Annotated in this window: 22 protein-coding genes; 11 read left to right on the top strand and 11 right to left on the bottom strand. The window is 46.3% G+C overall.

The window, feature by feature from the left end:
- Positions 1 to 142: 142 nt before the first annotated feature.
- Complete coding sequence (locus tag BLW49_RS19045) at positions 143 to 649, top strand: hypothetical protein (RefSeq protein ID WP_090726213.1); 507 nt, start codon at positions 143 to 145, stop codon at positions 647 to 649.
- A gap of 175 nt (positions 650 to 824) precedes the next feature.
- Here BLW49_RS19045 and BLW49_RS28555 read toward each other — a convergent pair whose 3' ends face one another.
- The 5 genes from BLW49_RS28555 to BLW49_RS19025 all read right to left on the bottom strand — a co-directional run bounded on the left by BLW49_RS28555 (position 825) and on the right by BLW49_RS19025 (position 5,470).
- The gene (locus tag BLW49_RS28555) at positions 825 to 1,112 is read right to left on the bottom strand and encodes a hypothetical protein (protein WP_143042137.1); all 288 of its coding nucleotides are present in this window, start codon (positions 1,110 to 1,112) and stop codon (positions 825 to 827) included.
- 114 nt (positions 1,113 to 1,226) lie between these two features.
- Entirely contained in the window at positions 1,227 to 2,150 is a 924-nt protein-coding gene (locus tag BLW49_RS19040; protein ID WP_371264587.1) for a proline dehydrogenase family protein, read from the bottom strand.
- A 118-nt stretch (positions 2,151 to 2,268) separates the two neighbouring features.
- Positions 2,269 to 3,696, bottom strand: a complete 1,428-nt coding sequence (locus tag BLW49_RS19035) for an aspartate ammonia-lyase (RefSeq protein ID WP_371264594.1) — start codon at positions 3,694 to 3,696, stop codon at positions 2,269 to 2,271.
- A gap of 278 nt (positions 3,697 to 3,974) precedes the next feature.
- Positions 3,975 to 4,961: a ring-cleaving dioxygenase gene (locus BLW49_RS19030; protein ID WP_076312110.1), complete on the bottom strand. Its 987-nt coding sequence runs from the start codon at positions 4,959 to 4,961 to the stop codon at positions 3,975 to 3,977.
- 62 nt (positions 4,962 to 5,023) lie between these two features.
- On the bottom strand, positions 5,024 to 5,470 hold the full coding sequence (locus BLW49_RS19025; protein WP_076312109.1) for a MarR family winged helix-turn-helix transcriptional regulator: 447 nt from the start codon (positions 5,468 to 5,470) through the stop codon (positions 5,024 to 5,026).
- Between the two features lie 195 nt (positions 5,471 to 5,665).
- Here BLW49_RS19025 and BLW49_RS29275 point away from each other — a divergent pair, with 195 nt between their 5' ends.
- Both BLW49_RS29275 and BLW49_RS19020 read left to right on the top strand, forming a co-directional pair.
- Positions 5,666 to 5,830, top strand: a complete 165-nt coding sequence (locus tag BLW49_RS29275) for a hypothetical protein (protein WP_256209829.1) — start codon at positions 5,666 to 5,668, stop codon at positions 5,828 to 5,830.
- 3 nt (positions 5,831 to 5,833) lie between these two features.
- Positions 5,834 to 6,436, top strand: coding sequence for a YwaF family protein (locus BLW49_RS19020; protein ID WP_371264593.1), 603 nt, complete (start codon positions 5,834 to 5,836; stop codon positions 6,434 to 6,436).
- A 109-nt stretch (positions 6,437 to 6,545) separates the two neighbouring features.
- Here the strand turns inward: BLW49_RS19020 and BLW49_RS19015 are convergent, their stop codons facing one another.
- The 5 genes from BLW49_RS19015 to BLW49_RS28875 form a co-directional block, all read right to left on the bottom strand.
- Positions 6,546 to 7,337, bottom strand: a complete 792-nt coding sequence (locus tag BLW49_RS19015) for an SDR family oxidoreductase (protein ID WP_090726212.1) — start codon at positions 7,335 to 7,337, stop codon at positions 6,546 to 6,548.
- A 168-nt stretch (positions 7,338 to 7,505) separates the two neighbouring features.
- Positions 7,506 to 7,781 (bottom strand): YqkE family protein, encoded by a 276-nt coding sequence (locus BLW49_RS19010; protein ID WP_076312094.1) that lies wholly within the window; start codon positions 7,779 to 7,781, stop codon positions 7,506 to 7,508.
- Between the two features lie 389 nt (positions 7,782 to 8,170).
- Positions 8,171 to 8,827, bottom strand: coding sequence for a peptidylprolyl isomerase (locus tag BLW49_RS19005; protein WP_076312093.1), 657 nt, complete (start codon positions 8,825 to 8,827; stop codon positions 8,171 to 8,173).
- A 184-nt stretch (positions 8,828 to 9,011) separates the two neighbouring features.
- The gene (locus BLW49_RS19000) at positions 9,012 to 9,422 is read right to left on the bottom strand and encodes a hypothetical protein (RefSeq protein ID WP_076312092.1); all 411 of its coding nucleotides are present in this window, start codon (positions 9,420 to 9,422) and stop codon (positions 9,012 to 9,014) included.
- 80 nt (positions 9,423 to 9,502) lie between these two features.
- Positions 9,503 to 9,664, bottom strand: coding sequence for a hypothetical protein (locus tag BLW49_RS28875; RefSeq protein WP_177178795.1), 162 nt, complete (start codon positions 9,662 to 9,664; stop codon positions 9,503 to 9,505).
- Positions 9,665 to 9,827: 163 nt separating this feature from the next.
- On the opposite strand from BLW49_RS28875, the gene BLW49_RS18995 reads away from it, so the two are divergent.
- The 3 genes from BLW49_RS18995 to BLW49_RS18985 all read left to right on the top strand — a co-directional run bounded on the left by BLW49_RS18995 (position 9,828) and on the right by BLW49_RS18985 (position 12,893).
- Positions 9,828 to 10,181: a hypothetical protein gene (locus BLW49_RS18995; protein ID WP_256209828.1), complete on the top strand. Its 354-nt coding sequence runs from the start codon at positions 9,828 to 9,830 to the stop codon at positions 10,179 to 10,181.
- Positions 10,182 to 10,206: 25 nt separating this feature from the next.
- Positions 10,207 to 12,096 carry a sensor histidine kinase gene (locus BLW49_RS18990; RefSeq protein ID WP_090726210.1) on the top strand — a complete coding sequence of 630 codons (1,890 nt, stop codon included), beginning with the start codon at positions 10,207 to 10,209 and terminating at the stop codon, positions 12,094 to 12,096.
- A gap of 104 nt (positions 12,097 to 12,200) precedes the next feature.
- Positions 12,201 to 12,893: a hypothetical protein gene (locus BLW49_RS18985; RefSeq protein ID WP_090726208.1), complete on the top strand. Its 693-nt coding sequence runs from the start codon at positions 12,201 to 12,203 to the stop codon at positions 12,891 to 12,893.
- A 113-nt stretch (positions 12,894 to 13,006) separates the two neighbouring features.
- On the opposite strand, the gene BLW49_RS18980 is transcribed toward BLW49_RS18985, so the two are convergent.
- Complete coding sequence (locus tag BLW49_RS18980; RefSeq protein WP_090726207.1) at positions 13,007 to 14,206, bottom strand: acyltransferase; 1,200 nt, start codon at positions 14,204 to 14,206, stop codon at positions 13,007 to 13,009.
- Between the two features lie 224 nt (positions 14,207 to 14,430).
- Here BLW49_RS18980 and BLW49_RS18975 point away from each other — a divergent pair, with 224 nt between their 5' ends.
- From BLW49_RS18975 to chvE, 5 genes are all read left to right on the top strand, one after another.
- On the top strand, positions 14,431 to 15,108 hold the full coding sequence (locus BLW49_RS18975) for a nitroreductase (RefSeq protein WP_090726205.1): 678 nt from the start codon (positions 14,431 to 14,433) through the stop codon (positions 15,106 to 15,108).
- A gap of 147 nt (positions 15,109 to 15,255) precedes the next feature.
- Positions 15,256 to 16,257, top strand: coding sequence for a substrate-binding domain-containing protein (locus tag BLW49_RS18970; protein WP_076312607.1), 1,002 nt, complete (start codon positions 15,256 to 15,258; stop codon positions 16,255 to 16,257).
- Positions 16,247 to 18,106: a cache domain-containing sensor histidine kinase gene (locus BLW49_RS18965; protein ID WP_256209827.1), complete on the top strand. Its 1,860-nt coding sequence runs from the start codon at positions 16,247 to 16,249 to the stop codon at positions 18,104 to 18,106. Before BLW49_RS18970 ends, BLW49_RS18965 begins: the two co-directional genes overlap by 11 nt.
- Positions 18,103 to 19,308, top strand: a complete 1,206-nt coding sequence (locus tag BLW49_RS18960) for a response regulator transcription factor (RefSeq protein WP_076312086.1) — start codon at positions 18,103 to 18,105, stop codon at positions 19,306 to 19,308. The genes BLW49_RS18965 and BLW49_RS18960 overlap by 4 nt, the downstream gene beginning before the upstream one ends.
- Positions 19,309 to 19,568: 260 nt before the next feature.
- On the top strand, positions 19,569 to 20,654 hold the full coding sequence (gene chvE, locus BLW49_RS18950) for a multiple monosaccharide ABC transporter substrate-binding protein (protein WP_090726197.1): 1,086 nt from the start codon (positions 19,569 to 19,571) through the stop codon (positions 20,652 to 20,654).
- Positions 20,655 to 20,666 lie beyond the last annotated feature (12 nt).

Here is a 20,666-nt window from a genome sequence, read left to right as displayed (position 1 = left end):
TGACAATGATGCTAGCGTCAAAACAATGAGTTCATTGAGTTTAGATCATGTTCTTATAAAAAAACAAAAAGGATGAAGAACTTACAAATTCTTCATCCTTTTTGTTTAGTGTATGTTATTGTTTTTGAAAAGGAGGTAAAACATGAAAAACATATATTTTATGTTATTTATTGTATTTATCTTATCTGCTTGTAGTAATAGTGAAGTATCACCAGTGACGCATGAAGCACAAATTCAAGATTTACAGGCCGAGAATCAACAACTTATTGAAGAACTTGATGCTACTAAAATGGCTCCTTCTGAGAAACATATGAATGTGATTAGAGGGACACTGAATGCGTCTTTTAAGATTATTGGTGCGATCAATAACAAAGACTATGTGACGTTAAAATCCCTTTCTGTTCCTACAATGGAGTTCGATGAGCAGGCAGAGACTTATACACTAAAAGACGAGGACCACAAGCAGGACGTTTCGATGTTGTCCTCTATTGAAATAGGCAATTTAGAATACCGAGGGTATAATCAAACGAATGAAAATGAAGTCGAAGTATTTCTCGCTAATGTTTACCATGAAGGGCACGTGGCTATATATATGCATTTTGAATTAATTGATGGACAATGGTTATATAAAGGACACTATACGAATTAAAAGTAAAGAGTCCGATGGAATAAGAACATCGGACACCTAACAAGCCCATCCCCCAAGAGAAGAATAGGGGAAGGGCACAACCAGCCAGCTGGCCCCCAGGCTCAGTAAGCGAAATGATTCGGTAGAAGCGACAGCGTTCGTATTTGGATTGGAAAGAATACCGCTGAGAAATAATTCAAAGCTTTCCAATCCAAGAACGATCGGACGAACATTCGCTTATAGAGCCCTCCAAGGCCAGCCACAGCCATCTTTCCACTTCCAGATTAAGCCCCAGCGAGCTCTCCAAGCCAAAGAGTCCGATGAAATAAGAACATCGGACACCTAACGAGCCCTTCCCCAAGTGAAGAATAGGGGAAGGGTACTGCCCAGCCAGCTGGCCCCCAGGCTCAGTAAGCGAAATGATTCGGTAGAAGCGACAGCGTTCGTATTTGGATTGGAAAGAATACCGCTGAGAATAATTCAAAGCTTACCAATCCAAGAACGATCGGACGAACATTCGCTTATAGAGCCCTCCAAGGCCAGCCCGCAGGTATAGAGCCCCAAGGCCAGCGCAAGCCACACTATTTTTTCAACTACTTCATCTGACCATATTCTTCAACACCAGCATTAGATTGCCCGGCTTCTCCGCAAGCCGCCTCGTATAATACGGGTACCACATCGTCCCATAGGGTACATAGCATCTTACCCGATAACCTTCGGCCGCCAGCCGTTCTTGTTCCTGTATTCTCAGCCCGTAGAGCATCTGAAATTCAAATCGTTCCTTGGAAATGCTATGCTCCGCTGCGTATCTCTTCGTAAATTGAATGATCCGATCATCATGCGAAGCAATTGCCGTATAAACGTCCTGATCCAGATGCAGCTGAATGATGCGCTCAAACTGGCTGCGCACATCCTTTGCATTTTGATAAGCAATAGCGGCAGGTTCTTTGTAGGCGCCCTTAACCAGGCGAAGTGGAATATGGTGCTCAATACAATGCTGTACATCCGCTTCCGTCCGAAACAGATAGGCCTGGATTACAGTACCGACATTGGTGAGCCCCTCGCGATGAAGTCTCTCAACGATTTGAAGAGTCGCTTCAGTGTAAGGCGAATCCTCCATATCAATCCTGACAAAATTACGATGATACTTAGCCTCGCGAGCGACAGCCCGAATATTCTGATAGCATGCTTCCGGATCCAGCGCGAGCCCCATCTGGGTTGGTTTCAAAGAAACGTTGGATTGAACCTTGCTCTTCGATATCCCTTCGATGAGACGAATGTACTCATCCCGGTAGCCTGTTGCCTGTTCCAGCTCCTGAATGCCCTCGCCAAGATGATCCAGCGTAGCCATGATTCCAATTTCATTTAGTTTCCGCACTTCCGTAAGAGCACCATCCAAGTGTTCACTGGCAATAAATCGTCTCGCGAGCGATTTTCCGTATTTTATCGTAAGCCGTTCAATACGTGGATTGCCGGCAATCGTAAGTAACGTTTTTCGATACAGCTCGTTCGTGGTTATCATGGGCAATATCTCCCTTCTCTCCTAATCATATGTATGGGGAGAAGAGGGGTTAAATAACAATTCTACACGGAAAAAGCCGTATTCTCGCAAGGTGAGAACACGGCTTGTTCGACTTGAATTAATTGTTATGCAGGAAACGTTCTCCGGCAATACCGGGTGTCGTCATTTGTTCAGGATGAAGAATTTCATCCAGCTCCTCCAGGGTCAGCAGTCCGCGTTCCAGAATAATCGCGGTAATGGTGGAGCCTGTACGCAGAGCTTCCTTAATGACACCGGCCGCTACATCATATCCGAGATGTGGATTGAGTGCAGTAATCATGCTGAAGCTTTGATCGAGCACTTCTTTGATCCGTTTACGATTTGCCTCTAAATCCTTCACCAGGAAGTCATGGAAGGCACTCATGCCATTATTCATGATTTTCAGAGATTGAAGCAGATTAAAGGCGATGACCGGTCCCATGACATTCAGCTCGAATTGACCTGCTTCACAGGCCAGCGCAATGGTATGATCGTTACCGATGATTTGGAACGAGATCTGGTTCATCACTTCGGCCATGACCGGGTTCACCTTGCCTGGCATAATAGAGGAACCTGGTTGTCTTGGCGGCAGGAGCAGCTCGGAGAATCCCGCTCTTGGTCCTGAAGCCATCATACGAATATCATTGCAGATCTTGGACATGTTCACGGCACAGACCTTGAGTGCTGCCGAGAGTTCAAGATAACTGTCTGTATTTTGGGTAGCATCCACCAAATCCTCTGCCGTATAAAGGGGGAGTCCGGTGATTTGTGCCAGATGACTGGTGACCTTTTCGATATATTCAACTTTGGCGTTTAGTCCTGTACCAACAGCAGTCGCTCCAAGATTGATAGAGAGAAGACGTTTGGTTGCATGATCCAGCCGTTCGATATCACGAGCGAGTACTCTCGCATAAGCGCCAAATTCTTGTCCGAGCTTAATTGGAACGGCATCCTGAAGATGGGTACGACCGACTTTAACGACGTCATCAAATTCCTTCTCCTTGCGTTTAAAACCCTCTGCGAGCTCCTTCATCGTACCCAGCAGATGCTCACTTAGGCGATAAGCTGCAATACGGAGAGCGGTTGGAATGGCATCATTGGTCGATTGCGACATATTTACATGATTGTTAGGATTGCAATGGAAGTAGTCGCCTTTATTCTGATTAAGCAGCTCGAGGCCGCGATTTGCGAGAACTTCATTCATATTCATATTGATCGAGGTGCCGGCACCGCCTTGAATGGAGTCGACGATGAAATGATCAAGGTGCTGGCCTTGCATGACTTCTTCAGCAGCGGTAATGATGGCACTGCCGATCGGCTGAGGAAGCATTTTTAAATCCATGTTGGCAGCAGCGGCGGCTTTTTTGACGGCAGCTAATGCAGTGATCAATTCCTTTTCAATAGGAACTCCTGTGATCGGGAAATTCTCGACGGCGCGCATCGTTTGGATACCATAGTATGCATTTTCGGGGATGGCTTTTTCGCCGATAAAATCTTTTTCAGTTCTAATTAATCCTGACACTTTTATTCCCTCCAATAGGAAACGGTTATGATGTGCTTGCCGGGTGCACATAGCTGGATTGCGAACAAGCACTACTAGTATACCTCAAAGTATCCAAGATTTTCACGAAAAAGCAGATAGGGTCCACTTTGTTCCAAATTAGTATATGCAGTGAACAGTGAATTGGACAGGAATAGGTGTTTACTCGATGAAAATAAGATGTCTACAGAGGAGAGACAGTATGATACATAAAAAGGCACAGTAACCATATGTATCTATGGTTACTGTGCCGTGGTTTATTGGCTTTAAGATTGTTTAGTATCCAGCGGTTTCAGCATTTTCTCAATCACACTGCGTCTTTCTTCAAGGAAAGGCGGAAGGGCCAGAGATTCTCCCAGATGAAGAAGGTCCTCATCCGTATCAAAGCCCGGGCCGTCCGTAGCCAGCTCGAAGAGGATGCGGTTGCCTTCACGGAAGTACAGGGATCTGAAATAGAATCGATCCACAAATCCGGAATTTGGAAAGCCATAGCTGTTGATGCGAGGGATCCACGCCTTCAATTGCTCTTCATTCTCTACACGCAGTGCTACATGGTGTACACTTCCGCGTCCGGGGCGTTCAACCGGCAGATCGGTTCTTTCTTCAACATGAATTTCCGTGCCGCTGCCGCCTTCACCAACCTCGTACACTTCAATATCCGGCTGACTAGGAACAGAAGAAGGATAGCTGCCTTTGTGACGGAAACCCAGCACCTCGATCAGCACAGCTGCAGTATGCTCGCCTTGTTCCACTGTCAGCTGTACCGGTCCGAGTCCTACAATGGCGTGCTCCTGAGGAATGATACTCTTCTCCCAAGGTACTCCGCCGGCGACCCCTTCATTATGCTCATCGGAGACAAGAATGAGGCGCTGTTGTTCAAAATCACGAAATGCCAGCGTCTTGCGTCCTGCACGTTCCACGATCTCATCATGATCGACCTCGAGCTCCTCAAAGCGCTGCTTCCAATACGTAAGGGAGGCATCGCTGGGTACACGGAGCGAGGTTGCCGAAATACTATTTGTCCCTGTCCGGGTCTGTCCTGCATTTGGCATTTCGAAGAAGGTCAGCTCGGTACCGGGATTTCCTTTTTCATCACCATAGAAGAGATGGTACATTGAGTTGTCGTCTTGATTTACCGTTTTTTTGATGAGACGAAGGCCCAGGGTCTTGGTGTAAAATTCGAAGTTTTCTGGTGCTTTGGCTGTAAGTGCAGATACGTGATGGATTCCTTTGATTGCAGCGAGTTCCGTCATAATAAGTCAACCTCCCTATAATTTATATCGTAGTTTTATAAAAAATCCGCCTGGATTGGCAGTTAGTCTTGCAGCTTCTTGAGCAGCTTAAGCAGCTCCTTGCGCTCGTCTTTGCTTAGTTTGCTGAATTGGGATGCTTGGAATTGCTCTTGTGCAGGTACAACCTCGTCATATAATGCTCTGCCTTGATCGGTAAGGGATACATATTTGGTCTTCCAGTCTGTTTCCCGCTGGATCAGTCCTAGATCCTCCATTTTACTCAATAGCTGAGTAATATTACCCTTGGTAACAAGCAGCTTGTTCGCCAGCTCCTGCTGTGACATCCGCTCTTCGGTGCCCACCTGAACGAGGACGTCGAATTGAGCTGTTGATAAATTCCAGGCCTTTAAATGCTGATTATTTTCCCGGATGTTATGGTTATAGATGCGGGACAGCCTGAACCATAGCAGCAGACCGAGCCGTTCTTCCGGTTTAGACAAGTGGGGAGGAGTGAAGTTTGCTTCATTCATTCGGAGTCCCTCTTTCAATAAATATTGAGTTTAGCACTAAACTTATTATCATCAGTTTATAGTTAAACTGATGATCTGTCAACTGTCTTTTTTATGTTAAATTTGATGAGTTTCTTCTATATGATGGCTGTTCATCCTCATAGAGATCCATTATGATCGAATAAACTTTATTCTCGAAAGGAAGAGGAGAGATCCGTGCATACCATTTTTGCTGACCTATCCATCTTCAATCCTTATAATGCACCGAGGTTTGAATTTATGTCTCTTGCTCATGCAGGAGCAGTGGCTGTCCTTATTGTTCTTCTGCTCGCGATGTTTATGTATCGACAGAAGCTGAGGAGCTCCGAATCGGCTAGATAAACACTGCGCTACATATTACTGGCATTGCTGCTTCTATCGCAGCTCATGCTTGAAGCGTGGTATCAGATCTATGATCTATGGGATCCGGCTTACACGCTGCCGCTGGAGCTATGCAGTATTACGCTTCTTCTATCATGTGTTATGCTTGTGACCCGAAATCGCGTTCTGTACATAATTGTGTTCTATGCTGGAATCTGCGGTGCGCTGGCTGCACTGATAACGCCTGATTTGGTATATACATTTCCTCATTTTCGATTTATACAATTCTTCATCGCGCATGGTTCTATTATCGCTGCCGCGTTATATATGACCTGGATTGAGCAGGTCAGGCTGACAATAACCTCGGTTCCGCTCTCCATGCTGCTGCTTAATCTCATTGCTGGCATCGTGTGGTGCTTCAATCAAGTATTCGGGGCAAATTATATGTTCCTGTCCCACAAGCCGGAGTCACCTTCTATATTAGATATGCTCGGACCCTATCCCTACTATATTCTTGTCGAAGAATGGGTCGCATTCGTGTTATTCACCATGATGTATATCGTCTTCTTCTATCTTCCATCACGAGCCGCAAGCAAGGCGGTAAGCAAGGATCATGTATCGCTCTAAAAATTTGCAAATGAAGATGCTTAGCTTGCAAGTCTTACAGCAAATAAAAACCTCCAGACTCGCTGCTAATAGCAGTAAGTCTGGAGGTTCTTTCATGCGTCTTGCCTTATTATCCGCGAAGCAGGGATTCGGCTCCATCAATATAGACTTCGGTGCCGGATATGTGGGAGGCTTCATCTGAAGCCAGGAACAAGACCAGGGAAGCGACTTGGTCAGGCTTGCCCGACTTGCCGGCCAGCGGCTGATCTCCCTCAGGGAATTCCACCGGAATTTGAACCTGATCCAGATCCTCAGAGCGCTCGGTCTTGGAATCAATATTCGTGTCAATGGCCCCTGGATGAACGGAGTTGACCCGGATTTTATATCTCGCGAGCTCCAGAGCCGCCATTTTCATAAATGCCGCTTGACCGGCCTTTGTCGATGCATAAGCAGAGAAGCCGATATTCGAGAATACGCGGTTACCATTAATGGAGCTGTTAATAATGATACTTCCGCCATTCTCCTTCATGTGAGGTATCGCGTATTTTACCGTGGCGAACGTACCTCTCATATTAATGCACATCGTTTGATCCCAATCTTCGATTTCCATCGTTTCAATGGGCGCCATTTTTCCGTTTACACCGGCGTTGGCAAAGACAACATCAATTCGACCTGCCCGTTCTGCAACGGTGTTAATCGCATTCTCCACCATCTCGGGCTTAGCAATGTCGCATTCAATGACTTCCGCCGTTCCGCCGTTTTGCTCAATCCTACTTTTGGTTTCTTCTGCTCTTTCGACGGTTCGATCAAGCATGAATACGTGAGCACCTTCCTCCGCTAAACGAAGGGCAGCGGCTTGCCCTATGCCGGAACCTCCCCCGGTCACAATGGCAATCTTATTCTCAAAACGAAGATTCGGCATAACGATTCCTCCCTAATCCATAGTCTATAATTCGTGAAGCTTTCTAACGTAGAAATACCCCTGTCGGAGGTAGGTTGAATCATAGGGAAGAGGGGGAGTGCAACATTTTGCAAAATCCCCAAGTACAGGACCTGTCTTCACAGGTCAATACTTGGGGACTTCGTCATTTTATTTATATTTGTGCCAATCGAGGTTGCTGTTGTCAAGAAGATATTCAAAGTTGTTATCTAATTTTTTTTGCTCTGCCTTCTTCTTCTCTTCTGCCAGACGGCGAGCTTCTTCCTGTCGCTGCAGATCGGCTGCCTTAATTTCCTTGGCCTGCGCCTTGAGCTTGCCGAGCACTTCATCGCTCAGCATGTCCTTCAGCGTCGCTGCTCCGGATTCTTCACGGCTCGAAGTACGGTTAGTCGACTGCCGGGACGGCGTGTTTCTTTTTTTGACCATGATGATCCCTCCGTTTCATCGTAGCAAAATTATAACAGGTACACAGGGTGAATTGGAAGTATAAGTAGCAGGAATGTTGAATAGGAATAAATTAATGATAGCGCTTTCTAAAAATTGGTGTAATATAAAGTAGAGGAAGAAATAAGCGAACTAGAGTATATAGCTCATTTTGAACACCGATACTACGACTAATTAAACAGTGAAGGGGTCGTTGCTATTGGAACTAAACACGCAGCTATTAAAAGGGTTAATGTGGGGCATCCTGCTCAGTGTTCCGCTCTGGATTTCGATTATGGGATGGATTAGCTTAATATGGCGATGATTTGGCATAAATGGCATACGTAATAAAGACCGGACATTCGAAGGAGTCCGGTCTTTTGCTGTTTTTTCTATTCAATTTTCTCTGGTTCCGGATAGTCGACACCCAGCGTGTCTACAGTGACTTTAGTCATTACTGGCGGGTCAACTGGCCGGTCATTCTGGTCTCTCTCGAGATTCGCTATTTCATCGACAACGTCCAGACCTTCGGTCACTTTACCGAATGCGGCATAAAGATTATCCAGATGCTCTGAATCCGCTTGTACAATAAAAAACTGGGAGCCTGCGGAATCCAGGTCATTGGACCGCGCCATGGATACGACACCGCGAACATGCAGCAGATGATTCTTCACTCCGTTGCTTGTAAACTCGCCCTTGATGCTGTAACCAGGACCGCCAGTCCCTGTTCCTTCAGGATCGCCGCCCTGTATCATAAAGTTCGGGATAACCCGGTGAAAGATCGTTCCATCGTAAAAGCCGCTGTTAGCGAGGGAAATGAAATTGTTCACGGTATTCGGAGCAATTTCGGGGTAGAGTTCCATTACGATCTGCTTGCCATTAGACAGCTCAATGGTAGCAACAGGATGAGACTTCGCAGGGTCAGGAACACCAATCCCTCCAAATTCAAGCTCGTCATTCTCTGCATTATCCTTTCCACAGCCTGCCAGAATAACGACAAGTGCAGTCAGGAGAAAGAGGAATTTGAAGCCTTTGGATCTGAACAACATGCTGTTTCCTCCTTGATATAGTTTAAATATGTTCTCATCATACCTTTTTTCTCTCCATTTAGAAACGTTCATCGGAATAGACACGAAAATGTCATAGCTGTAGAAGAGAGGAGCGTGATTGAACAAAAAACAAGCCGCTGCAATGAAGACACCGCAGCAGCTTGCACAATATCCTATTTTAAATTCATTTCTCTGGACTTCCGCCAGCGCCATTAATCAGATCTGTACCATGCATGGCATCCGGGTCTGGAGCAGCCGGATCGACCGGGCTGTTTGCAGCGATCTCATCTGCATCGGGTACGGCTGCTAGATCGGGCTCACTGGATCGGATCAGCACATCCTGCCGATCCATGAAATCCTCGTCCGGTGCAAATTCAATGGAGGAGGTACTGCGTACATCCTGCATCGGTTCCTTTTGAGCCGTTTCGGCATCAAGTGGTGTTGTGTCTTCATCCAGACTTACGGTCTGTTCTGTATACGTATTTACATAATCCAAATCATCTTCAGGCAGGGTATTCAGCGGATCCGGCTCCTGCATGGATTTATAACGTTCATAGGCAAAATCGGCTTCGTTCGTATGTGGTTTATTCTCCATTTGATATCTCTCCTTAAAGTCTTATTTCTTCAAGTTCATGGGAATGCATAGCAGTTCATAGTTACGGATAGCGTGTCCATCTAGAACATAGGGAATACAAATTTAACGAGAAAGTATAGGAATCCGAAAAATAGGATGATGTAAGCTGCGTATTTGATAAATGTAGATGCGACTAAACTGGAATCAGATTTCTTCTGAACATCCTTGTGCTCGACTTCCACATTTCGATGTGTGTTATTCATTTTTTTATCCTCCTTCATGAATTTGAGAGGTCTAACCAAATGTACTTGACTATTTCTTAAACCGAGCTTTCGCTCCCGAATCAATTGGATAGAATGAATATAGTTTCTAAAAATCCATGTTAGCTATAAAATATAGAGAGTCATTAGGATTGGAGGAAGACAGGTGATGGAATGGTGTACATTCTCGAATATGATCGGATCTATTAAGATCGGTCAAAAAGCATCTACACCTGGTTACTCACGGACGGTCATTCGTAAACCTGACGGCCTCTATTGGTCTTCCGGCTTATGGAACGGCAGGATTGTTGAGATCAAGGACTACCTATTCTCAGATATATGGACCATCTACGAGGATGAGGAGAGTCTGGTCTGGTTTGAATATCGGGAGGAAGCAGAGCAGAAGGAACTAGAAATGATCAAGAATCAGTATGAGGCAGAGCGCGAGAGACTTCGGGATGAGCGCGATAATAGTATTGTAGATATCAATAAAGTGTGGAAAAATAAGGATGTGTATTAATTTTATCGAGTCTTGAGGTGTTCTAATGAAGATCGGGCCCAGAGTATCGGCGGCTATCATCTTGTGTTTACTAGGGGTACTCTTCATCCTGCCGCAAGCTGTCTTGCATGCACAGGATAAGGATATACAGAAATTGTCGCGGGACATGCTCTGGTTTAATGATAGTGTGAACGTCAGCTATGAGGAGCTGATGGAGGGAAATTATAAGTGGACAGCGATTGATGACAGATATTCTGCTGAGGACATGGATCCATCTATCGCTCGTGCCGCATGGACTAGAATCAAGCTGCCAGCCGATCTGGATGAGAGGTCGGGTCTTTTGTTTGAATATATTTATGGACAGCAGATTGATATCTATATAGATGGAGAGCGTATATTAGGAGAATTCAACAATTATCCGTTTGATCGCAATCATATTCTGTTGTCTCTGGATCAAGAGGATTCAGGCAAGACCGTGTACATCTGGACACACAGCAGTGATAGAACTGTCGGATTGAGCGAGAACGCATGGACAGGTTCTTATAAAGACTTAAGCGGCATGTATCTTAGAGATGGTTTATCGTCTGTCCTAATGGGAGGTATCCTGCTGCTGATTGCCGTCCTCATAGCGGTAACCTGTTTATTTATGACCCGGGTGAATACAAGACAGTGGTCCTCAATGATGGGGGTCATTATCTGCTTCGGTCTCGCTATCTTGTTGTATTCACCGACTTTGTATACGCTGTACCCTGATTACAGCTGGATTCTGGTTACAGGCTTCGAAACGGCTTTAATTCTGCTGCTGCCGCTCTTAGCCTATTGTTTTGAACAGATGATCGGACCTGGACCAGGCGGATTAATCAATAAGCTGTGGAAATCTATGCTGGTATACATCGCATTGTGCATGCTGGTTAGAGTGGTCAATGCATTAACGGGTGATTTCATTTATCCGTTTTATGAATTCCTGACCCGGCCTGTGTTTGGGGTTGTGTTTATTGTAGAGCTTATCTTGCTGACCTATTTTGCCATCCTGGAGGCACGCAAGGGGAACCGTAAAGCCTATTTGCTATCATTCGGTTCTGGAATACTTACAGTCACAGCCGTTGTCGAATGGATTCTATATTACACCTTGAATTGGTATGATTTCTGGATGATGAAGTGGGGGATGGCTGCATTTACGGTGTCTCTCGTGATCATCAAGACAAATCCCTTATGGGGCAAGCATGAACAAGTAGAGCTGTATACGAAGGAGCTTGAAGTATTCAATAATGAGCTGCAGCGCTCGGAAAAGATCAAGATTATAAGTGAATTAGCGGCTTCTGTTGCACATGAGGTCCGGAATCCCCTTCAGGTAACCCGCGGATTTCTCCAGCTGATGAGCAAGCAGGAGAATTTGAGGAATCGAAGATATGTCAGTATTGCGATTGAGGAGCTCGATCGGGCATCCGAGATTATTAATGATTTTCTGACCTTTGCCAAGCCGGAATTTGATCAGATCAGGCTCATTAATCTAGCGGAAGAATTCAATCACATCGAAGGTGTGCTGATCCCGATGGCAAATCTGGAGGGCTGTGTCATCACGATGGATGTACCCGAGAACCTGTGGGTTCGAGGAAACACCTCCAAGTTTAAACAAGCATTTATTAATATTCTCAAGAACAGCATAGAGGCGATTCAGGGCAGCGGCGAGGTTAGAGTCAAGGCATATTCGAGAGGGAAGGAAATTTTTATTCATGTACAGGATACCGGAATAGGCATGGATGAGCAGGAGCTCATGAGACTCGGTGAACCTTATTTCTCCAATAAAACGAAGGGTACCGGGCTTGGCATGATGGTGACATTCCGAATCATTGAAGCAATGGATGGAAGTATAGAATATAGCAGCGAGAAAGGGATTGGAACGGAGGCTGTTATTCGTTTTCCTTCCGGTACTTGAGCTTGCAGCTCGTGTAGTTCATGTGTAATGGATAAAAAAGGGTGTATTCGTCCACACTAACGAAGTGCAGACAATTTATTGCAGCTAGAAAGGTGGACAGACACATGAACAAATATATTTCGCGCATCGCTTCTGCCGCTCTTCTGATTTCGATCATGACGGGGTTCGCAGGACAGGCCGGAGCTCAGGAAACGAAAACCCCGGATCCGGTATTTACGGAGTTTGAGGTAGATGCAAATTGCGGGCAAGGACATCACCTCTATTTCATGGATGAGACAGCCAAGATTCTGAATATGGATCTGAAGGAACTGGCATCCCAAATGGAACAAGGCAAGACCATTGCAAGCATTGCCCAGTCGAAGGGAATAACAGATAAGCAGCTTGAGAAGAAGCTCATTCCTGCCATCGATAAGCGGGTGGATGCCGCGGTCAAAGAAGGCTGTCTCACAAAAGAACAAGGCACCTCTATGAAATCGAATATTCATGCCCGGCTTGCCAAAGTGATCAACACGCCCCTCAGTGAGCTTCGCGGGCGGCATGCACATCATGGCAAAGGACATCGCTTAAATCGCGAGGAAATTGCCAAGTTTCTCGGTCTCACCCCGGATCAGCTCAATCAAGAGCTTCGACAAGGGAAGTCGCTGGCTGAGATTGCCAAATCAAAAGGCGTATCCGAGAAGCAGCTGGTGGATAAATTGAAGGAAGAGTTAACACCTGATCTGGAGAAGTTTATCCATCGAAAGATCAAGATCGAAAGGGCACCGGGAAAAGAAGCCCTTAAGCATGATCATAGCTAAAATCTAAATAAAAAATCCCCTCCAAGCAGGACCGTCATACATCGACAGACGAAGCTTGAAGGGGATATTTAATTACAGGGGAGAATAAACTGAAAATGGTGCAATCTCTTACGTCAGAGCACAGCACCTTCTGCTGGAACCGTCTTGTCCTTATTTCTCGCAGTCTTGTTCTTGGGTTTGCGCGCAAGACCTACCAGATATCTTGATCCAGGCAGCTTGGACAAGCCAAAGCTGATGAGCAGCGATATGATGACGGTAAGCAGGAATGTGATGATCGTTACCGGCAAATGATATCCAGACAGTTCCATCGGTCTAGTGAAGAATGCGATGCCGTAGATGACCATAGCATGGACGAGATAACCGCCGTATGAATATCTTCCTACCCATGTAAACAGCTTACGGAAACGGCTCTGCGGCGAGACGACGAGCATGAATCCATATAGCAGGAACATCTGTGTCAGAATCAAAGCAAAGGTCTGAGGCTTCAAATAGGTAGATATGTTCAGGTTCATCACATCAGAAGAGCCGCGAAGCACATCATATGCGAGCAGAGTGAATAATGCGATGGACAAGAACGCTGTCCAGGGCATGATTTTGAGTACCCATTTGCGAAACTTTTCGAGCATGAAGGCAACCAGAGCACCAAGTATAAAATAAAAGAAATACATAACAAAAGAATAAGATCTGTAACCAAGCAGTGTTTGCGTTATCCCGCCTGCTTCTTCTGCCCAAGCACCCATCTCGTAATACGACAGATATAACAGATAAGCATAGGCGACGCCAGTGAGTACGATAATAGTGACAACCGTACGGTTCTGTCGTTTCGGATCCAGAGGCGCCAGTTTGCTCTTCAGAAACTGAGCAGCTTTCCGGAACAGCGGAAACAGCAGATAGAACTGGAACACCATAATGACGAACCACAGCTGATAACCGGCTTGAGGAACAAACCATTCACTAACAAGGCTTGTCCAGGTGTCAGCACTCAGCCAGTTCGTGCCAGCCGTCAGTCTTACACTCAGCCAGTATAGTACCGTCCATAACAGGAACGGGACATAGATATCTCCGAATCTTTTGCGAATAAAGCTCGGATAGTGCAGCTTCTTCTCATAGTTATAGAACAGCAGTACGGCAGACAGGAACACGAAGGTCGGCGTTCCGAACCTTGTCAAATGATACACAATCATAAGCATGGTGGAATCAGGCGCGAGAATATCTGCCCGGTATATATATTCTGCGAGGCTGTGCTGCATCACAATCGCGAGGAATGCGAGTCCCCGCAGAGGTGTCAGCTCCTCGATTCTAGGCTTTTTCAATATTAGATAACCTCCTATCGTTGTTTCTGATGCCAAGAAGGCAGGCACTGGAGTCATTATTGTAACGAATCAACATTAAGAATAGATGAAATGACAAACAACATGAGCAAGTATACTACAACTCGGGACTGTGTGTGCTTGTAATTATTGTCTGTATATATTATCGTTCATGAAGAATCGTCAATTCCAGATATATAGAGTAGAGGAATGGAGGAGAAGCAATAATGAACCATCGTGAAGAAAGTAAGAACCTGTTTCAGACCCGAAAGTCTCACCGCAAATTTGACAAGAGCAAGCCGATCCCGCAGGCGACACTTGATAATATATTAACGGATGCACTGCGTGCACCATCCTGGGCGAATACCCAGCCTTGGGAAGTATTTGTCGCTACAGGCGACACCTTGGAAGCGGTCAGAGAAGCCTATTTGGCTGCATTTGATCGTTCAGAGCCATACCATACGGATGTTCCAGTTCCGAAGGAATGGCCTGAATATATGCAGGAACGGAGTGTCCGTAACAGCATACATATGTTTGAGTGCATGGGGATCGATCGTGAGGATGAGAAGGCAAGAGAGCTGAATCGACGCAATAACATTAAGTTCTTCGATGGAACAGCCCTGGTTATTATCTGTCAGGAACGATCGCTGACGGATTGGTCCACCATGGATCTAGGCACCTTCGCCGGCTATCTTGTGCTGGCCGCTGAGCATCATCATGTGCAGAGTGTTCCCGCCTTCAATTCGATTGCTTATCCTCAAATACTTAGAGAGAAGCTGTCGATCCCGGATCATCTGATTATCCGCTCTGGTGTTGTTCTTGGCTATGCTGTTGAAGACAGTCCTTATAATGAGCATACATCGGATAGAGAAGCGCTGCACCAAATGGTTCATTTCCTAAACTAGGCTCTTCCATAATATAGTGTGGTGACAGACCTTCAGCGATGGGGGTCTGTTGTCATGAAGCTCACAGTCTTGACAGCTCGATTTATAATGGTTAATGAAAGCGGTTTAAATACCGGCATTGTAACGCACAGAGGAGGCGTAGCTACGTTGAAGAAGATGATGCTGATCTATGCGCTTTTGATATTCGCTTTTTTGGTTTATATATTTCAATATAAAACAGAGGACGTGGACAATAGAGGAACCGCGGGTGAAGGACTAAGAGGAGATATTTCGGAGCGTTATGTGATGGTCACCTTTCAATCCGGCTCGGAATACTGGAAGAGTGTCCTGAAGGGCTTTGAGGATGCGGCTGATGCTCTGAATGTGTCCATCGAATATAGAGGAGCAACCGAGTACGACCTGCAGGAGCAGATTATGGTGCTGGACCAGGTGATTGCCAAGAAACCAGCAGGCATTGCCATCTCTGCTATTGATACGAATGGACTCGATGGCGTTATCGACCGCGCGATTGAGTCAAACATCCCTGTCGTGCTGTTTGACTCAGGAGCACCGAACAGCAAAGCTTACTCATTCCTGGCAACGAATAATTATAACGCAGGATCGACAGCAGCAGCCCAGATCGCAAAGCTTACAGGAAGAGAGGGGCAGGTAGCCATCGTTACTGTACCTGGACAGCATAATCATACAGAGCGGATTCAAGGATTCAAGGATACGCTGGAGGCCGCCTATCCAATGATGGAAGTGGTCGACACAGTCAACGGAAAAGGAAATGCAGTAGATGCAGAGCAAGTGACGGCGGCACTGCTTGAGAAGTATCCGGATCTTGCCGGAGTATTTGTCACCGAGGCAGCAAGCGGTGTCGGTGTCGCTAAAGCGGTTCAGCAGCAGGGGGGTCCGGTTCAAATTGTGAGCTTTGATACGAACAAAGCCACACTTGATCTGATTAAGGAAGGTGCTATTGCGGCAAGCATCGCACAGGGAACTTGGAATATGGGCTACTGGTCCTTACAATATTTGTTCCATCTTCATCATGATCTAACGATTCCAGCTCCTTCTGCGACAGACGAGGTGTCACCGGTTCCAGTCCAGGTCGATACCGGAATTAATGTTGTTACTAAACAGAATGTGGAGCAGTATTATGCGAAATGAACGCAGATCTCCACGGTTATGGAACCGGCTTCAATTCAGTCAAATGCCGCTGCGTTATCAGCTCTCCATTCTTTTTGTATTGATTGGTATCGTACCAGCGCTGGGTCTTGGACTAATTGTAAATTGGACAGTCGATCGAATTGTGGAAAGGCAGGTCGAAGACAATACACTGCAGCTGATCGGAAAAGTGAATCAGTCGCTCGACAAGTCCATTGAGAATTTGCAGAACATTACCTATCTCACCGAATTTGATGAGGATGTTCAGCTGTTTATTGATGGTGATCCCGAAGCAAGAGAGCAGGTGAAGAGCTCAGGAAGTGTTCAGGCTTTTTTGCAGGGATTTACGACACTTCATCCCGACATTGCAGGCATACTGATTATTAATAATGAAGGGGAATATATAAGCAACGAAATGTATGCTGTAGACGATACAGATCTTACTCAAGAGAGCTGGTATCAGGATGCCGTGGATCATAAAGGGATCTTTACGGTCATCGGGCACCCTGGAGAGCGGAGAGTCACTACCCATGTGAACTATACACCGGATGAAGTGGTATCTGTATCCAGGGCTTTGGTTGATCCGGAGACCCGTGAGACGCGAGGTGTTATTTTGATTGACTTGAAGTTGTTCTCGATCGCTGGCATTGCAAGGGATGTCACGCTAGGTAAAGATGGATATTTAATGATTCAGGATCAGGATGGGAATAAAATCTTTGCACCGGATCAGTCCATCATTACTCAGCTGGAGGGATCCTGGTTTGAAGATGCCTCCTATGGAACCTTTACGAAACAAGTCGGAGAACAGAACTTTCAGTTTCAATATCAAACCTCTTCTTACACAGGCTGGCGTACCATTGGGGTGTTCAATACGGGTGATTCAGCAATTGCCGTAAGAGAAATTCACTTTTATGTGATTTGCTATTTATTTATTGTTTGCTTGTTTGGACTAACGGCAGCCTATGTGCTGTCACAATCCATCTCAAGGCCGATTCATCACTTGATGAGCTTGATGCAGAAGGCGGAAAAAGGTGATATGACGCTGCGAAATCTCGGTAACCGTGGGGATGAGGTCGGAATGCTCGGTGTCAGCTTTAACCGGATGCTGCAGGAGATCAAGAAGCTGATGGCCATGAATCGGAGAAAAGAAAAACAGAAGCAGGCAGCTGAGCTGCGCAGTCTTACCGCCCACATCAAGCCGCACTTTTTGTATAACACACTGGATACCATCCACTGGATGGCACGCAAGCAGGGGGCAGAAGATGTATCCGAAATGGTGAAATCGTTATCCCGATTGTTTCGGATCGGGCTCAGTAAGGGCAGCAGCATGATTCCGGTATCCGAAGAGATAGATCATATCACCAGCTATTTACAGATCCAGAAGACCCGTTATCGGGACCGGCTGAACTGCCAGATCGAGCTGCAGGAGGAGGCCAGAAAATTCTATGTCGTCAAGCTGATCATGCAGCCGATTGTGGAGAACGCAATCTATCATGGGATCAAGGCTAGGCGCGGTGCAGGTATCATTCGAATTCAGGTAGAACAGCAAACCGACTATCTTCTGATGACGATCACAGATAATGGGGCGGGTATGGATGAAGAGCGGCTTCAGCAGCTGAGGGAGAAGCTTGCCAATCCATTGATGACCATAGATAAGCAGCATGAAGAGATGGAGTCACAGAAGAGCTATGGCCTGTTAAATGTGCAGGCCCGAATTCAGCTTGCATTCGGAACAGACTATGGGGTACAGCTGGACAGCACGCTGGGGGAAGGAACGACGGTCACAATTAAGCATCCTTTGTTGACCGAGCCTCAAGTCATGGCTGACCACGAACAGGAGGAGGAGCTATGAATAAGCCATATCAAGTATTGATCGCTGATGATGAACCCATCATTCGTGAAGGAATCAGCGATTCGGTAGACTGGGCCTCACTTGGCATGGAGGTCATCGGACTCGCCGAAGACGGAGCGGAAGCACTGGAGCTTGTACTAGAACGGGGAGCTGATCTTGTGCTCGTCGATATGAATATGCCGATCATGAATGGTATCTCATTCATTCAGGCCCTTCGAGAGCAGAAGCAGGAATGCAGATGTATTATCATTACAGGGTATGATGAATTCAGCTATGCGCAGCAAGCGATTCGGCTGGGTGTGGAGGAATATATATTGAAGCCGGTTGAAACGGATGAACTGATGAGGGTGCTGCAGCGAATTAAGGCCTCACTCGATGAGGAGCAGCTGGAGAAGGAGAAACAGGCATCTGCCAGGGAGCATCTCCACAAGAGAAGGGAGGTGCTGCGAGAGCAGCTGGGACAGGAATGGGTACAAGGCAGACTGAATGAAGAGGAGCTTAGAATGCAGCTCAGTCTGCTTTCTCTTCCTGCAGATTCTCCCGCAAGCTGTCTCGTGATCCGCTGGCCGGAGGCAAGCATGCCGAATACGATCTTGAAGGAAGGCGATCGCCAGCTGTATCTGTATGCGGTCAAGAACATTGTTGAAGAGCTGATTGGCACCTCGGAAGCGCTTGTGTTTAGAAATGGATCTGATCTGATTGTGGGGATCAGCTGGAGCAGGTTCACTCCAGAGCTGCTCATGAAGATCGAGGAGGCGGCCAAGGAGAATCTGGGTGTAACCATTCACACCGCGTCTGAGGATGTTGGAGTGGAGATGGAACTGCTGCAGGCATACAATCTGTGTAAGGAATGCATCTATCAGGAGGCTTCGCTATCTCCGCTCGTACGAAGAGCCCGGCAATACCTGCAGGAGCATTATCACAACCATGCTTTGACGCTGGAGCTGGTAGCTTCCGAGCTGGGAGTTTCACCGGTGTACTTAAGCCGTATGCTGAAGAAGGAGCTCGGAGAGTCGTTTATTGCCCTGCTGACTGGAATTCGGATTCACAAGGCGATACAGCTGCTGAATAGCAGCAGTCTTACCATGCATGAGATTGCAGATCATATCGGATATGAGAGTCAGCACTACTTCAGCACGGCATTCAAGAAGGTCATGGGCATTTCCCCGAATAAATATCGTAAGGGCGAAGCCTTTGTATAGAGGACCAATATAGATTCATGGAAGACATAGCTCTTCTTTTTAAAAAAGCGCCGCAAGGCGTTTTTTTTGTTGCCACAGGACTCCTGTCTGGACATGACCAAGAAAGGTTTGATTTTTATAAAAACGGTTGCAAATGTGCAAAGACGCTTCAAGAAGGGATGAGATATCATATAGAAGAAACAAGGGATCAATGGATATGAAAGCGCTAACTATAAAAGCTTTAATCCAGGCACAATCGTATAAGCGAAAGGGTGGAAACGATGAAGAAAGCATTAACCTATCTTCTTCTCTTCGTGCTCGTTATCTCTTTGAGTGCATGTAATCTTGCGGAGACGACAGGCGGCAGCGAAAGTCAGGGCTATGTCGGTATTGCCATGCCAACGAAATCGGCGGAGAGATGGGTAGCCGATGGGAATAACATGGTGAAGCTGTTTGAAGAGAAAGGCTTCAAGACCGATCTGCAATATGCGGAGGATGTAGTCGAGAATCAGATTGCACAGATCGAGAACATGATTACTAAAGGCGTGGATGTCATCGTGATTGCATCCGTTGACGGGAATACATTAACCGATGTGATCAGCAAGGCTCATGACCAAGGCATTCGTGTCATTGCTTATGACCGATTGATCCGTAATACAGAGCATTTGTCCTATTATGCTACATTTGATAATTTCCAAGTCGGTGTACTTCAAGGATCTTATATAGAGGAGAAGCTGGGCCTGAAGGAAGGCAAGGGACCGTTTAATATCGAGCTGTTTGGCGGATCACCGGACGATAACAATGCTTACTTCTTCTTTGACGGTGCCATGTCTGTACTACAGCCGTACATTGACTCCGGTCAGCTGGTTATACGAAGCAAACAGAATTCAATGAGTCAAATCGCTACGCTCAGATGGGATGGAGCGGAAGCGCAGAAGCGGATGGATAATTTGATCAGTGCGCATTACTCGAATGAGAGGATTGATGCAATTCTCGCTCCAGCCGATTCGTTGAGCCTTGGCATCATTTCTTCCCTGAAAGGTGTAGGGTACGGAAGCTCGAACAATCCGATGCCTGTAATAACCGGTCAGGATGCTGAGCTGTCCTCCATTAAATCCATCGTTAGAGGAGAGCAGACACAAACCATATTTAAGGATACTCGCCAGTTGGCGGAGCGAACGGTTGCCATGGTTGAAAGCGTTCTCTCTGGCACCGAAGCAGAAGTGAATGATACGGAGAGCTACGATAATGGAAAAATGGTCGTGCCGTCCTACCTGCTTGAGCCGGTATCTGTGGATGCGACGAATCTGGAGGAAGTAGTGATTGATTCCGGATATTACACCAAAGAAGAAGTTGGGCTGAAATAGAATGACTGTTAA

It is taken from the genome of Paenibacillus sp. PDC88 (assembly GCF_900106725.1).
Classification (GTDB): Bacteria; Bacillota; Bacilli; order Paenibacillales; family Paenibacillaceae; genus Paenibacillus; species Paenibacillus shunpengii.
The sequence above is the reverse complement of the archived record's forward strand: the minus strand, read 5'-3'. Positions and strand labels throughout refer to the sequence as shown.